Origin of the sequence: Klebsiella sp. RHBSTW-00215, from assembly GCF_014103785.1 — a bacterium.
Taxonomy (GTDB): domain Bacteria; phylum Pseudomonadota; class Gammaproteobacteria; order Enterobacterales; family Enterobacteriaceae; genus Klebsiella.
Window position 1 is genome coordinate 6,123,896 of sequence record NZ_JABXQS010000001.1, and the last position, 15,067, is coordinate 6,138,962.

At 51.4% G+C, this 15,067-nt stretch carries 9 protein-coding genes, 1 tRNA gene, 3 rRNA genes and 1 other annotated feature; of the genes, 4 read left to right on the forward strand and 9 right to left on the reverse strand.

The window, feature by feature from the left end:
- Positions 1-249: 249 nt before the first annotated feature.
- The 7 genes from rrf to rluD all read right to left on the reverse strand — a co-directional run bounded on the left by rrf (position 250) and on the right by rluD (position 10,102).
- Positions 250-365 (reverse strand): 5S ribosomal RNA (gene rrf, locus HV127_RS29130).
- 66 nt (positions 366-431) lie between these two features.
- Positions 432-3,338: ribosomal RNA gene (locus HV127_RS29135) — 23S ribosomal RNA — on the reverse strand.
- Between the two features lie 211 nt (positions 3,339-3,549).
- Positions 3,550-3,625: transfer RNA gene (locus HV127_RS29140), tRNA-Glu, on the reverse strand.
- Between the two features lie 85 nt (positions 3,626-3,710).
- Positions 3,711-5,250 (reverse strand): 16S ribosomal RNA (locus HV127_RS29145).
- The 16S, 23S and 5S rRNA genes sit together here with 1 tRNA gene alongside, the layout of an rRNA operon.
- A 441-nt stretch (positions 5,251-5,691) precedes the next feature.
- Entirely contained in the window at positions 5,692-8,265 is a 2,574-nt protein-coding gene (gene clpB / locus HV127_RS29150; protein WP_182240471.1) for an ATP-dependent chaperone ClpB, read from the reverse strand.
- Positions 8,266-8,393: 128 nt separating this feature from the next.
- Complete coding sequence (gene yfiH, locus HV127_RS29155; RefSeq protein ID WP_182240473.1) at positions 8,394-9,125, reverse strand: purine nucleoside phosphorylase YfiH; 732 nt, start codon at positions 9,123-9,125, stop codon at positions 8,394-8,396.
- Positions 9,122-10,102 (reverse strand): 23S rRNA pseudouridine(1911/1915/1917) synthase RluD, encoded by a 981-nt coding sequence (gene rluD / locus HV127_RS29160; RefSeq protein WP_110277470.1) that lies wholly within the window; start codon positions 10,100-10,102, stop codon positions 9,122-9,124. Before rluD ends, yfiH begins: the two co-directional genes overlap by 4 nt.
- 131 nt (positions 10,103-10,233) lie before the next feature.
- On the opposite strand from rluD, the gene bamD reads away from it, so the two are divergent.
- From bamD to pheA, 4 genes are all read left to right on the forward strand, one after another.
- Positions 10,234-10,971 carry an outer membrane protein assembly factor BamD gene (gene bamD, locus HV127_RS29165; RefSeq protein ID WP_112217082.1) on the forward strand — a complete coding sequence of 246 codons (738 nt, stop codon included), beginning with the start codon at positions 10,234-10,236 and terminating at the stop codon, positions 10,969-10,971.
- A 273-nt stretch (positions 10,972-11,244) separates the two neighbouring features.
- A complete protein-coding gene (gene raiA / locus HV127_RS29170; protein ID WP_110277468.1) occupies positions 11,245-11,580 on the forward strand; it encodes a ribosome-associated translation inhibitor RaiA in 336 nt (111 codons plus the stop codon).
- A gap of 106 nt (positions 11,581-11,686) precedes the next feature.
- Positions 11,687-11,811 (forward strand) — a sequence feature (Phe leader region).
- Positions 11,688-11,735 (forward strand): pheA operon leader peptide PheL, encoded by a 48-nt coding sequence (gene pheL / locus HV127_RS29175; RefSeq protein WP_101706155.1) that lies wholly within the window; start codon positions 11,688-11,690, stop codon positions 11,733-11,735. (Overlaps the previous feature by 48 nt.)
- A gap of 30 nt (positions 11,812-11,841) precedes the next feature.
- On the forward strand, positions 11,842-13,002 hold the full coding sequence (gene pheA, locus HV127_RS29180) for a bifunctional chorismate mutase/prephenate dehydratase (protein ID WP_182240475.1): 1,161 nt from the start codon (positions 11,842-11,844) through the stop codon (positions 13,000-13,002).
- On the opposite strand, the gene HV127_RS29185 is transcribed toward pheA, so the two are convergent.
- Positions 12,999-13,871: an SMP-30/gluconolactonase/LRE family protein gene (locus HV127_RS29185; protein ID WP_182240477.1), complete on the reverse strand. Its 873-nt coding sequence runs from the start codon at positions 13,869-13,871 to the stop codon at positions 12,999-13,001. The two genes, pheA and HV127_RS29185, sit on opposite strands and share 4 nt — an antisense overlap.
- Before the next feature lie 69 nt (positions 13,872-13,940).
- Positions 13,941-15,062: a bifunctional chorismate mutase/prephenate dehydrogenase gene (tyrA, locus tag HV127_RS29190; RefSeq protein ID WP_182240479.1), complete on the reverse strand. Its 1,122-nt coding sequence runs from the start codon at positions 15,060-15,062 to the stop codon at positions 13,941-13,943.
- Positions 15,063-15,067: the final 5 nt, after the last annotated feature.

The following is a 15,067-nucleotide window of genomic DNA, read 5'->3' on the forward strand; positions in this document are numbered from 1 at the left end:
TAGTGAATAAAATGTTATATAATTGTTATTATTTTATATGTGATTATAGTCACATTTTTCCGGTGAAGTATTTTTTCAAAATTAACGCCAGAACGTAGGCAAGGAAAAAGTGAAATATGGCGGCGAGCAAAGCTGAGCAGGTTTTAATGTTGCAAAAGAGGAATGTAAATACTGCCGTTGAGATCGATTTCTTATACAGCAAAAACGCAAAAAGCCCATCCGTCAGGATGGGCTCTTCACTTAATTAATGCCTGGCAGTTCCCTACTCTCACATGGGGAGACCCCACACTACCATCGGCGCTACGGCGTTTCACTTCTGAGTTCGGCATGGGGTCAGGTGGGACCACCGCGCTGTCGCCGCCAGGCAAATTCTGTTTATCTGTATCAAGCTGAAATTCTCTCAAATTCCGCCAAAACATCTTCGGCGTTGTAAGGTTAAGCCTCACGGTTCATTAGTACCGGTTAGCTCAACGTATCGCTACGCTTACACACCCGGCCTATCAACGTCGTCGTCTTCAACGTTCCTTCAGGACTCTCAAGGAGTCAGGGAGAACTCATCTCGGGGCAAGTTTCGTGCTTAGATGCTTTCAGCACTTATCTCTTCCGCATTTAGCTACCGGGCAATGCCATTGGCATGACAACCCGAACACCAGTGATGCGTCCACTCCGGTCCTCTCGTACTAGGAGCAGCCCCCCTCAATTCTCCAGCGCCCACGGCAGATAGGGACCGAACTGTCTCACGACGTTCTAAACCCAGCTCGCGTACCACTTTAAATGGCGAACAGCCATACCCTTGGGACCTACTTCAGCCCCAGGATGTGATGAGCCGACATCGAGGTGCCAAACACCGCCGTCGATATGAACTCTTGGGCGGTATCAGCCTGTTATCCCCGGAGTACCTTTTATCCGTTGAGCGATGGCCCTTCCATTCAGAACCACCGGATCACTATGACCTGCTTTCGCACCTGCTCGCGCCGTCACGCTCGCAGTCAAGCTAGCTTATGCCATTGCACTAACCTCCTGATGTCCGACCAGGATTAGCTAACCTTCGTGCTCCTCCGTTACTCTTTAGGAGGAGACCGCCCCAGTCAAACTACCCACCAGACACTGTCCGCAACCCGGATTACGGGTCCACGTTAGAACACCAGCCATTAAAGGGTGGTATTTCAAGGATGGCTCCATGCAGACTGGCGTCCACACTTCAAAGCCTCCCACCTATCCTACACATCAAGGACCAGTGTTCAGTGTCAAGCTATAGTAAAGGTTCACGGGGTCTTTCCGTCTTGCCGCGGGTACACTGCATCTTCACAGCGAGTTCAATTTCACTGAGTCTCGGGTGGAGACAGCCTGGCCATCATTACGCCATTCGTGCAGGTCGGAACTTACCCGACAAGGAATTTCGCTACCTTAGGACCGTTATAGTTACGGCCGCCGTTTACCGGGGCTTCGATCAAGAGCTTCTCCTTACGGATAACCCCATCAATTAACCTTCCGGCACCGGGCAGGCGTCACACCGTATACGTCCACTTTCGTGTTTGCACAGTGCTGTGTTTTTAATAAACAGTTGCAGCCAGCTGGTATCTTCGACTGATTTCAGCTCCATGAGCAAGTCACTTCACCTACCATCAGCGTGCCTTCTCCCGAAGTTACGGCACCATTTTGCCTAGTTCCTTCACCCGAGTTCTCTCAAGCGCCTTGGTATTCTCTACCTGACCACCTGTGTCGGTTTGGGGTACGATTTGATGTTACCTGATGCTTAGAGGCTTTTCCTGGAAGCAGGGCATTTGTTACTTCAGCACCGTAGTGCCTCGTCATCACACCTCAGCGTTGAATGACGTTCCGGATTTACCTGGAACATCCGCCTACATGCTTAAACCGGGACAACCGTCGCCCGGCTAACATAGCCTTCTCCGTCCCCCCTTCGCAGTAACACCGAGTACAGGAATATTAACCTGTTTCCCATCGACTACGCCTTTCGGCCTCGCCTTAGGGGTCGACTCACCCTGCCCCGATTAACGTTGGACAGGAACCCTTGGTCTTCCGGCGAGCGGGCTTTTCACCCGCTTTATCGTTACTTATGTCAGCATTCGCACTTCTGATACCTCCAGCAGCCCTCACAGGCCACCTTCAACGGCTTACAGAACGCTCCCCTACCCAACAACACATAGTGTCGCTGCCGCAGCTTCGGTGCATGGTTTAGCCCCGTTACATCTTCCGCGCAGGCCGACTCGACCAGTGAGCTATTACGCTTTCTTTAAATGATGGCTGCTTCTAAGCCAACATCCTGGCTGTCTGTGCCTTCCCACATCGTTTCCCACTTAACCATGACTTTGGGACCTTAGCTGGCGGTCTGGGTTGTTTCCCTCTTCACGACGGACGTTAGCACCCGCCGTGTGTCTCCCGTGATAACATTCTTCGGTATTCGTAGTTTGCATCGGGTTGGTAAGTCGGGATGACCCCCTAGCCGAAACAGTGCTCTACCCCCGAAGATGAGTTCACGAGGCGCTACCTAAATAGCTTTCGGGGAGAACCAGCTATCTCCCGGTTTGATTGGCCTTTCACCCCCAGCCACAAGTCATCCGCTAATTTTTCAACATTAGTCGGTTCGGTCCTCCAGTTAGTGTTACCCAACCTTCAACCTGCCCATGGCTAGATCACCGGGTTTCGGGTCTATACCCTGCAACTTAACGCCCAGTTAAGACTCGGTTTCCCTGCGGCTCCCCTATACGGTTAACCTTGCTACAGAATATAAGTCGCTGACCCATTATACAAAAGGTACGCAGTCACCCAACAAGTGGGCTCCTACTGCTTGTACGTACACGGTTTCAGGTTCTGTTTCACTCCCCTCGCCGGGGTTCTTTTCGCCTTTCCCTCACGGTACTGGTTCACTATCGGTCAGTCAGGAGTATTTAGCCTTGGAGGATGGTCCCCCCATATTCAGACAGGATACCACGTGTCCCGCCCTACTCTTCGAGTTCACAGCCTGTGTGTTTTTGTGTACGGGAGTATCACCCTGTACCCTGCGACTTTCCAGACGCTTCCACTAACACACAAACTGATTCAGACTCTGGGCTCCTCCCCGTTCGCTCGCCGCTACTGGGGGAATCTCGGTTGATTTCTTTTCCTCGGGGTACTTAGATGTTTCAGTTCCCCCGGTTCGCTTCGTTAAGCTATGTATTCACTTAACGATAGTGTGTCGAAACACACTGGGTTTCCCCATTCGGAAATCGTCGGTTATAACGGTTCATATCACCTTACCGACGCTTATCGCAGATTAGCACGTCCTTCATCGCCTCTGACTGCCAGGGCATCCACCGTGTACGCTTAGTCGCTTAACCTCACAACCCGAAGATGTTTCACTTCATGATTGCGAAAATTTGAGAGACTCGAACACACCGTCATGCTGTTCTTATTACGGAGAACAGACGCAGCGTGTCGTTTCAATTTTCAGCTTGATCCAGATTTTTAAAGAGCAAATATCTCAAACATAACTCACTGAGTTAGTTTTGAGATATAGAGATCGGCGACTTTCACTCACAAACCAGCAAGTGGCGTCCCCTAGGGGATTCGAACCCCTGTTACCGCCGTGAAAGGGCGGTGTCCTGGGCCTCTAGACGAAGGGGACACTGAAGTCTCAATCGCAAGACGCCTTGCTATTTACTATTCATCAGACAATCTGTGTGAGCACTACAAAGGCAGGTTCTTTAAGGTAAGGAGGTGATCCAACCGCAGGTTCCCCTACGGTTACCTTGTTACGACTTCACCCCAGTCATGAATCACAAAGTGGTAAGCGCCCTCCCGAAGGTTAAGCTACCTACTTCTTTTGCAACCCACTCCCATGGTGTGACGGGCGGTGTGTACAAGGCCCGGGAACGTATTCACCGTGGCATTCTGATCCACGATTACTAGCGATTCCGACTTCACGGAGTCGAGTTGCAGACTCCGATCCGGACTACGACATACTTTATGAGGTCCGCTTGCTCTCGCGAGGTCGCTTCTCTTTGTATATGCCATTGTAGCACGTGTGTAGCCCTACTCGTAAGGGCCATGATGACTTGACGTCATCCCCACCTTCCTCCAGTTTATCACTGGCAGTCTCCTTTGAGTTCCCGGCCGGACCGCTGGCAACAAAGGATAAGGGTTGCGCTCGTTGCGGGACTTAACCCAACATTTCACAACACGAGCTGACGACAGCCATGCAGCACCTGTCTCAGAGTTCCCGAAGGCACCAAAGCATCTCTGCTAAGTTCTCTGGATGTCAAGAGTAGGTAAGGTTCTTCGCGTTGCATCGAATTAAACCACATGCTCCACCGCTTGTGCGGGCCCCCGTCAATTCATTTGAGTTTTAACCTTGCGGCCGTACTCCCCAGGCGGTCGACTTAACGCGTTAGCTCCGGAAGCCACTCCTCAAGGGAACAACCTCCAAGTCGACATCGTTTACAGCGTGGACTACCAGGGTATCTAATCCTGTTTGCTCCCCACGCTTTCGCACCTGAGCGTCAGTCTTTGTCCAGGGGGCCGCCTTCGCCACCGGTATTCCTCCAGATCTCTACGCATTTCACCGCTACACCTGGAATTCTACCCCCCTCTACAAGACTCTAGCCTGCCAGTTTCGAATGCAGTTCCCAGGTTGAGCCCGGGGATTTCACATCCGACTTGACAGACCGCCTGCGTGCGCTTTACGCCCAGTAATTCCGATTAACGCTTGCACCCTCCGTATTACCGCGGCTGCTGGCACGGAGTTAGCCGGTGCTTCTTCTGCGAGTAACGTCAATCACTGCGGTTATTAACCACAATGCCTTCCTCCTCGCTGAAAGTACTTTACAACCCGAAGGCCTTCTTCATACACGCGGCATGGCTGCATCAGGCTTGCGCCCATTGTGCAATATTCCCCACTGCTGCCTCCCGTAGGAGTCTGGACCGTGTCTCAGTTCCAGTGTGGCTGGTCATCCTCTCAGACCAGCTAGGGATCGTCGCCTTGGTGAGCCGTTACCTCACCAACAAGCTAATCCCATCTGGGCACATCTGATGGCATGAGGCCCGAAGGTCCCCCACTTTGGTCTTGCGACGTTATGCGGTATTAGCTACCGTTTCCAGTAGTTATCCCCCTCCATCAGGCAGTTTCCCAGACATTACTCACCCGTCCGCCACTCGTCACCCGAGAGCAAGCTCTCTGTGCTACCGTTCGACTTGCATGTGTTAGGCCTGCCGCCAGCGTTCAATCTGAGCCATGATCAAACTCTTCAATTTAAGTTTGATGCTCGTGAATTAAACTTCGTAATGAATTACGTATGTTCACTCAGAGACTTGGTATTCATTTTTCGTCTTGCGACGTTAAGAATCCATGTCACTTTGAGTGCCCACACAGATTGTCTGATAAATTGTTAAAGAGCAGTGCAACGCGGCTTTCGCTCACCGTTGCGAGGTGGCGTATATTACGCTTTCCTCTTTCAGAGTCAACCTTATTTTCAGGTTTTTCTCTTCAACCGACCCGGCTGTTTGTGTGAAGTGATTCACATCTGCCGTGTCAGTGGGAGCGCATTATAGGGAGTAATTCCGAAGTGACAAGGGGAATTTCAAAAAAAAGATCCACCCGATTACTTTTCGAGCAAAAATCTTGTCCGGCTTAAATTATCGCCTGATTTTTAAACAAAAACGAGCCCGATGGGCTCGTTTTTGTTGTTTTGTGATTTACTGCACTGCCACAATCCGATCGTCTTTCACGATTAATTGCACTTCTTTCCCTGGAATCAGCTCCCCAGAAAGAATCTGCTGTGCCAGCGGGTTTTCGATCTGTTGCTGGATAGCCCGTTTCAGTGGACGTGCCCCATAAACAGGATCGTAACCATTTTCGCTCAGTAACTTCAGCGCATCATCAGATATGCGGACTTCATAACCACGCTCCTCCAGACGTTTGTACAACCGCTGCAGTTGAATCTGCGCAATTGAAGCAATGTGTTTTTCACCCAGCGGGTGGAATACAACGACTTCATCAATACGGTTGATAAATTCCGGGCGGAAACTTTGGCTAACAACTCCCAGAACAAGGTCTTTCATATGGCCATAATCCAACGCCCCGAAACGTTCCTGAATAAGATCCGAACCGAGGTTAGAAGTCATAATGACGACCGTATTACGGAAGTCGACCGTTCTCCCCTGCCCGTCAGTCAAACGTCCATCGTCCAGAACCTGCAACAGAATGTTAAAGACATCTGGATGCGCTTTTTCCACTTCATCCAACAGGATGACGGAATAAGGACGACGGCGAACCGCTTCAGTCAGATAGCCACCTTCTTCATAACCGACATATCCCGGAGGTGCCCCCACCAAACGCGAAACGGAATGTTTCTCCATAAACTCGGACATATCGATACGAACCATCGCATCGTCGCTATCAAACATGAAGTTAGCCAGCGCTTTACAAAGTTCCGTTTTACCAACACCGGTTGGCCCAAGAAACAGGAATGAGCCAATCGGTCGGTTCGGATCGGACAGGCCAGCACGGCTACGACGAATCGCATTCGATACCGCTTCAACCGCCTCATTCTGACCAATCACGCGATGGTGCAGGTCCTGTTCCATACGCAACAGCTTTTCGCGCTCACCTTCCAGCATTCTGGCGACAGGGATGCCGGTCCAGCGAGCCAGCACTTCCGCAATTTCTGCATCCGTTACTTTATTACGCAACAGGCGCATGGTCTTGCCTTCAGACTGAGTTGCAGCCGCCAGCTGTTTTTCCAGCTCAGGAATTTTGCCATATTGCAGTTCAGACATCCGCGCCAGATCACCGACGCGACGCGCCTGTTCAATGGCTATTTTTGCCTGCTCCAGCTCGGCCTTAATCGTCTGGGTTCCAGAGAGTGACGCTTTTTCAGCCTTCCACTCTTCTTCTAATACTGAATATTGACGCTCTTTATCCGCCAGCTCTTCATTCAGCATATCCAGCCGCTTGATACTGGCTTCATCCGACTCTTTCTTCAACGCCTGCTGCTCCAGCTTGAGCTGGATAATACGGCGGTCGAGGCGATCGAGCTCTTCCGGCTTCGAGTCAATCTGCATACGGATGCTGGATGCGGCTTCATCAATCAGGTCGATGGCTTTATCCGGCAACTGCCGATCAGCGATGTAGCGATGCGATAAAGTAGCCGCTGCAACAATCGCCGGATCGGTTATCTGAACGTGGTGGTGCAGTTCATAACGTTCTTTGAGGCCACGCAAAATTGCGATGGTATCTTCTACCGTCGGTTCAGCAACGAACACCTTCTGGAAACGACGTTCCAGCGCCGCATCTTTTTCGATGTACTGACGATATTCGTCCAGCGTCGTGGCGCCTACGCAGTGCAGTTCACCACGAGCCAGTGCCGGTTTCAGCATGTTCCCGGCATCCATGGCGCCATCAGCCTTACCAGCCCCCACCATAGTGTGCAGCTCGTCGATAAACAGGATAACGTTACCTTCCTGTTTCGCTAGATCGCTAAGCACACCTTTTAGACGCTCTTCAAACTCGCCACGATATTTAGCCCCAGCCACCAGCGAGCCCATGTCCAGTGACAGTACCCGACGGCCTTTCAGGCCTTCCGGAACCTCACCATTCACAATTCGCTGCGCCAGTCCTTCAACAATGGCCGTTTTACCGACGCCAGGCTCACCAATGAGCACAGGGTTGTTTTTGGTACGACGCTGCAGTACCTGAATAGTACGGCGGATCTCTTCATCACGGCCGATTACCGGGTCAAGCTTGCCCTGCTCGGCACGCTCGGTCAGATCGACGGTAAATTTTTTCAATGCCTGACGTTGGTCTTCGGCACCCTGATCGTTCACGCTTTCACCTCCACGCATTTGTTCAATCGCCTGACTCACGTTGGCGGTTGTTGCTCCGGCGGATTTCAAAAGGTCGGTCAGCGTACCGCGTGATTCAAGCGCCGCCAGAACGAACAGTTCCGACGAAATAAAGTTGTCCTTTCTCTTTTGCGCCAGCTTGTCGCAAAGGTTCAGAATACGCACCAAATCCTGAGATGGTTGAACATCACCACCGGTACCTTCCACCTGGGGTAAACGGCTCAGTGCTTGTTCAATATTGGTGCGTAACTCTCCGGCGTTGATGCCGGCTGAAGTTAATAAAGGACGTACCGATCCCCCTTCCTGATTCAGCAAGGCGCTCATTAAATGAAGAGGTTCGATGAATTGGTTGTCGTGCCCAAGTGCAAGCGACTGGGCATCGGCAAGAGCAAGCTGGAATTTATTGGTAAGACGATCCAGACGCATAACTCCTCCCATAACAGGTCAAATTTGCTACTGGAGATTAAATGAGGTCATCCCTCAATTATTCAAGGTTAAAGACCTGAACTATGCAAAAAATAAGTCTGCCTTCTGGATCGTCTTAGTCCGGCAGGTTATATCAGCCAGATGAAACTTGCCATACGCCCTGTCGTCTTGTCGCGACGATAAGAGAAAAAATCATCCTTTTCACTTAGAGTACAGCGGTCGCCACCGAAAACCAGCTCCACGCCAGCGTTCGCCAGGCGCTGACGAGCCAGTTGATAGATGTTAGCAAGATATTTCTCGCCTGTCTGACGAAATGCGTTCTCTGCTTGGGCATCCTTTTCCATAAAGGCTTCACGTACTTCCGCACCAACCTCAAATGCTTCCGGCCCAATAGCCGGGCCAAGCCAGGCCATGATATTTTCTGGTCGATCGGCAAAACAGGAGACCGTTTCTTCCAGTACGCCTTCGCATAACCCACGCCAGCCGGCATGAGCTGCCGCGATCTCAGTGCCTGCGCGGTTACAAAAAAGCACCGGCAGGCAGTCAGCTGTCATTACCGCACATACCGTACCCGGCACATTGCAGTACGAAGCATCCGCGCGTTTTGATTCATACGGCCCGCCGTCAAGTTTCAGTACCGCCGTGCCGTGAACTTGCTCCAGCCACACCGGATATGACGGCAGGCCGCCTGCGGCAAACATCCGCCGACGATTCTCTTCTACGTGCTGTAGATTGTCGCCACAATGAGCGCCAAGGTTGAGTGAATCATAAGGAAACTGACTCACCCCACCAATACGAGTTGAACTACAGGCAGCCACGCCTTCTGGTGCAGCCCATTGCGGAACAATCAATTTAGTCATAACCAGTCGATATCGTCCTTGTGGTCTTCAAAATCAGCACGCATGGCATCAATCAAATCAACCATATCTTGTGGAATCGGCGCGTGCCATTCCATCTCAATCCCGCTAACCGGATGGTATAAACGCAGCATAGTGGCATGCAGAGCCTGGCGATCGAACTTACGCAGCGCTGAAATGAACTCTTCCGAAGCCCCTTTCGGCGGACGCGGGCGACCACCGTAAACCTGATCGCCCACCAACGGATGGGTGATATGCGCCATATGCACACGAATCTGGTGCGTACGGCCGGTTTCCAGGCGCAAACGCAGACGAGTATGAATGCGGAAATGCTCCATTATGCGATAATGCGTCACCGCCGGTTTCCCCATTGGGTGCACCGCCATATGCGTACGTTTGGTAGGATGGCGACTGATCGGTTCTTCAACCATTCCCCCAGCCGTCATGTGACCAATCGCTACCGCTTCATACTCACGAGTGATTTCACGCAGTTGCAGAGATTCCACTAGTCGGGTTTGAGCCGGGATAGTTTTCGCCACCACCATCAAACCGGTGGTGTCTTTATCCAGACGGTGCACGATACCCGCACGCGGTACATTGGCGATGAGCGGATAGTGATGCAGCAGCGCATTCAGCACAGTACCGTCAGGATTGCCCGCGCCGGGGTGTACAACTAAACCGCGCGGTTTGTTAATTACGAGGATGTCATCATCTTCATAAACGATATTGAGCGGAATATCCTGCGGTTGAAAACGGACTTCTTCTTCGATTTCAACATCGACAGAAATCGTCTCTCCCCCCAGCACCTTCTCTTTCGGCTTATCGCTGACATTGCCGTTTACCAGCACTCTCTGGTTGAGGATCCATTCTTTTATGCGTGAACGCGAATAATCCGGGAACAATTCGGCCAAAGCCTGATCTAAGCGTTGACCGAGTTGTTTTTCGGTCACCGTTGCGTTGAGTTGTACTCGTTGTGCCATATACAGCTTCTTCGTTTAACGTTGGGTTTTACGGCTTTGCCGTTTAATATAGTGTGCTATTGTAGCTGGTCTTAATCGGGAGCAGGAACAGAGATTCTCCCGCATAAACATTTTGAGGAAGTCAAAACGTCATGACGCGCATGAAATACCTGGTGGCAGCAGCCACACTGAGCCTGGCTTTGGTGGGTTGCTCTGGCTCAAAGGAAGAGGTGCCCGATAACCCGCCGAATGAGATCTACGCAACCGCTCAGCAAAAGCTGCAGGACGGTAACTGGAAACAGGCAATAACGCAACTGGAAGCGTTGGATAACCGTTATCCCTTCGGCCCCTATTCCCAACAGGTACAGTTGGATCTAATTTATGCGTACTACAAAAACGCGGACCTTCCGCTGGCTCAAGCAGCCATCGATCGCTTTGTGCGCCTTAACCCTACGCATCCTAACATTGATTACGTCATTTATATGCGTGGTCTGACAAATATGGCGTTGGACGACAGTGCGCTGCAAGGTTTCTTCGGTGTTGATCGCTCTGATCGCGATCCGCAACACGCGCGCGATGCCTTTAATGACTTCTCCAAACTGGTTCGTGGTTATCCGAACAGCCAGTACTCGACCGATGCCTACAAACGTATGGTGTTCTTGAAGGATCGTCTGGCGAAGTATGAACTGTCGGTTGTTGATTATTACACCGATCGCGGTGCGTGGGTTGCAGTTGTAAACCGCGTAGATGGCATGCTGCGTAACTATCCAGATACCCAGGCCACTCGCGATGCACTGCCGAAGATGGAAAACGCTTACCGCCAAATGCAGATGAGTGCTCAGGCTGACAAGGTCGCGAAAATCATTGCGGCAAACAGCAAAAACACCTGATCGCCTTTAGATAAGCAAAACGGCAGTCAAAATGGCTGCCGTTTTTTTATTCATCGAAGCCCCTTAGCTGAAGCGGTTTAGCGCCGGGTTAACTCATCAAATATGGCTCTCTTTCTTCCATTCGACAAGTAAAATCTCATCTGTTCCTGTCCTGCCTCACAAAATGAATTTGTTGACAAAAAGTGACAATAAAATGTGATTTAAATCACGTATTTTGACATTGGGCGAGGTATGCTGAATTCACCAAGACGGGAAAGACAAGAGGTAAAATTTATGACAATGAACATTACCAGTAAACAAATGGAAATTACTCCGGCAATTCGCCAGCACGTCGCAGACCGTCTCGCCAAATTGGAAAAATGGCAAACTCACTTAATTAACCCGCACATCATCCTCTCTAAGGAGCCGCAGGGTTTTGTCGCTGATGCAACTATCAATACGCCAAACGGCCACTTAGTTGCCAGCGCACGGCACGAAGATATGTATGCCGCAATCAACGAATTGATCAACAAGCTGGAACGGCAGCTGAACAAAGTGCAACACAAAGGGGAAGCCCGCCGCGCCGCAACATCGGTGAAAGAGGCAGGCTTTGTGGAAGAAGAAGAGTAATCCTTAACTTAAGCTTGTGTCATGCCACGCGCCTTCGGGCGCGTTTTTTATTGACAGAATGAAAACAGTACAGGTACTGTAATCCCCACTAACTCAAGGAATTCATCGTGAAACTGATCCCGTTCTTCTTCGCATTCTTTTTTACCTTCCCCTGAATGGGAGGCAATTCGTCGTGTGATAAAGAATGCGAAGACGAACTACAAGGCCTCCCAAACGGGAGGCCTTTTTTATTGATAATCAATAACAAGAAAGGCAACACATATGACCGAGGAAAACCCATTACTGGCCCTACGCGATAAGATAAGCGCTCTGGATGAGAAACTGCTTGCGCTGCTGGCGGAGCGCCGCGGCCTGGCCGTTGAGGTCGGAAAAGCCAAGCTGGCATCACATCGTCCGGTACGCGATATCGACCGTGAGCGCGACCTGCTGGAACGCCTGATGACAATAGGGAAGAACCACCATCTTGATGCTCATTACATTACGCGCCTGTTCCAGTTGATCATTGAAGACTCGGTCCTCACTCAGCAAACGCTATTGCAGCAGCACCTGAATAAAATTAACCCGCACTCCGCGCGCGTGGCGTTTCTCGGGCCTAAAGGCTCATACTCGCACCTTGCTTCTCGTCAGTATGCCGCCCGCCACTTCGAACAGTTTATCGAAAGCGGCTGTGCTAAATTCGCCGATATTTTTGAGCAGGTGGAAACCGGTCAGGCTGACTATGCCGTCGTCCCGATTGAAAATACCAGCTCCGGCGGTATCAATGATGTTTACGACCTTCTGCAACACACCAGCTTGTCTATCGTTGGCGAGCTGACTCTGCCTATCGATCACTGCGTGCTGGTGTCGACATCAACCGATGCGCAGCAAATTACAACCGTCTACAGTCACCCGCAGCCGTTCCAGCAGTGCAGTCAGTATCTTAGCCGCTATCCGCACTGGAACATTGAATATACTGACAGCACGTCCTCAGCAATGGAAAAAGTGGCGCAGGCTAACTCACCGACTGTTGCCGCATTGGGTAGCGAAGCTGGCGGCGCGCTGCATGGTTTACAGGTTCTGGAACACTGCCTGGCTAACCAGACGCAAAACATCACCCGTTTCCTGATTTTGGCCCGCAAAGCGGTAGACGTTTCCGATCAGGTTCCGGCGAAAACAACCTTGCTGATGGCCACCGGTCAACAAGCAGGTGCTCTGGTGGAGGCACTACTGGTACTGCGCAACCACAATCTGATCATGACTAAGCTGGAATCGCGCCCAATTCACGGCAATCCGTGGGAAGAGATGTTTTATCTGGATATCCAGGCCAATCTGGAATCACTGTCCATGCGTAAGGCATTGAAAGAGCTGGCCGAGATTACTCGTTCGATGAAAGTGCTGGGCTGCTACCCCAGCGAAAACGTGGTGCCGGTCGATCCAGTTTAACGCTCGATAAATGGCAATTTCTTCATCCCTGCCACCGCTACCGGCAGGGTGAAGATCGCACCGGAGAGCGGATACTTCGCCACTTCATCGGCATCCATATTCTCCCGCGTGGTAGTGATGTAGAGAGTCTTCATATCCGCACCGCCAAAACAGACCATCGTCGGGCAACGTACTGGTAAACAATATTCTTCCAACTGCTCACCCGCTGGTGAAAAGCGTGCAATACGCCAGCCGTTAAACATCGCACTCCAGTAGCATCCTTCAATATCGACAGCAGCACCATCCGGGATCCCTTCCCCCGATTGAAAGCGACGAAAGACCTCGCGCTTACCCGGCTCACCCTGTTCATCCAGCGGCGTACGATAAATAACTGCATTTGGCGTATCCGAAGTATACATCCAGCACTTATCTTCGCTAAATGCCAGACCGTTGGCGCCGTGGATATCGCACTGAATAACCTGCGCAGAGAGATCGTTATCAATACGCATCAAAAGCGCACCGTTAAAGTCACCCGGCCCCCAAAAGGTCCCCGCGTAAAAGCGACCATCGCGATCGGTTCCACCATCATTAAAACGAGCTAACTGCGGATTACCAGGGTTATCGCACACTTTTCGCTGCAGTAGGCCGTGAGCATCAGTAAGCCAGATGGCGCTACGTAAAGCGACAATGAAACCGCCCTTCTCCCGCAGCGAAAAACAACCCACCTCTTCGGGAAATTGCAGAACCTGATGTTCACCGGTCTGCACATCGTAGCGGTGAATCTCACACTCCATAATATCGGCCCAGTACAATGCCTGTTCGGCCTCGCTCCAGGTCGGACATTCCGGCAAATGTCCTGCGTAATCAAACAGCAGTTGTAGTTCAGCCATCGTTCTCATCCCTATAAAAAAAGCCAGTGGATAACCCCTCTGGCTTTTATTGTATACGTGTTTTACGACCTACTGCCGATTATCATTGGCCTGCCGCAGCAACGTCCGGCTTTCGCTCTGGAAGCGCTGAGCGTAGTCACCAAACCAGTGCTCAATCTTACGGAAGCTATCGATAAACGCCTGCTTATCCCCCAGCTCCAGCAGGTTAATCGCTTCACCAAAACGCTGGTAATAGCGTTTAATCAGCGCCAGATTGTTTTCTGAGGACATAATAATATCAGCATAGAGCTGCGGATCCTGAGCAAACAGTCGACCAACCATCGCCAACTCCAGGCGATAGATAGGTGACGATAGTGCCAGCAACTGCTCAAGGCGTACATTCTCTTCGGCCAGGTGCAGCCCATAAGCGAAAGTTGCAAAGTGGCGCAGCGCCTGAATAAAGGCCATATTCTGGTCATGTTCGACAGCGCTAATGCGGTGCAGTCGCGCACCCCAGACCTGAATTTGCTCCAGGAACCACTGGTAGGCTTCTGGCTGGCGACCATCGCAGTAGACCACTACCTGTTTCGCCAGGCTACCGCTATCCGGACCGAACATTGGATGTAGACCCAACACTGGCCCTTTATGCGCGGCTAACATCGCCTGCAAAGGTTCGGCTTTGATTGATGCCAGATCGACCAGGATGCAGTCCGCTGGCAGCGGCGGCAGCTGTGCAATCGTTGCCACAGTCGTGTGAATCGGCACGCTGACGATGACCATACCCGCGTCAGCAACCATCTCCTCAGCCCGTGACCAGTCATCTTTCTCCAGGATACGAACCTGATAGCCAGAAAGCATCAGCATCTTCTCAAACAGACGTCCCATCTGCCCACCGCCACCGACAATAACAACCGGACGCAGGTTCGGGTACAGCGTTTTAAAACCTTTGTCGTTCTCGCTGGAGTAAGACTCGCGCATCACGCGACGCAGTACATCTTCGATAAGGTCTGGCGGAACACCAAGCGCTGCGGCCTCTTCACGCCGGGAGGCCAGCATTGCCGACTCACGCTCAGGAACATAAATCGGCAGCCCATATTGGCTTTTAACTTCACCGACTTCAGCAACCAATTCCAGACGGCGTGCCAGAAGCTCCAGCAACGCCTTATCGACTTCATCAATTTGATCGCGTAACGCGGTCAGTTCAGCAACCATACAAT

What these genes read in the sequence shown, in the direction of transcription:
- pheA (WP_182240475.1), top strand. Translation starts at nt 11,842, where the DNA reads ATGACCGAGGAAAACCCATTACTGGCCCTACGCGATAAGATAAGCGCT.
- raiA (WP_110277468.1), top strand. Translation starts at nt 11,245, where the DNA reads ATGACAATGAACATTACCAGTAAACAAATGGAAATTACTCCGGCAATT.
- bamD (WP_112217082.1), top strand. Translation starts at nt 10,234, where the DNA reads ATGACGCGCATGAAATACCTGGTGGCAGCAGCCACACTGAGCCTGGCT.
- HV127_RS29185 (WP_182240477.1), bottom strand. Translation starts at nt 13,871, where the DNA reads ATGGCTGAACTACAACTGCTGTTTGATTACGCAGGACATTTGCCGGAA.
- clpB (WP_182240471.1), bottom strand. Translation starts at nt 8,265, where the DNA reads ATGCGTCTGGATCGTCTTACCAATAAATTCCAGCTTGCTCTTGCCGAT.
- tyrA (WP_182240479.1), bottom strand. Translation starts at nt 15,062, where the DNA reads ATGGTTGCTGAACTGACCGCGTTACGCGATCAAATTGATGAAGTCGAT.
- rluD (WP_110277470.1), bottom strand. Translation starts at nt 10,102, where the DNA reads ATGGCACAACGAGTACAACTCAACGCAACGGTGACCGAAAAACAACTC.
- yfiH (WP_182240473.1), bottom strand. Translation starts at nt 9,125, where the DNA reads ATGACTAAATTGATTGTTCCGCAATGGGCTGCACCAGAAGGCGTGGCT.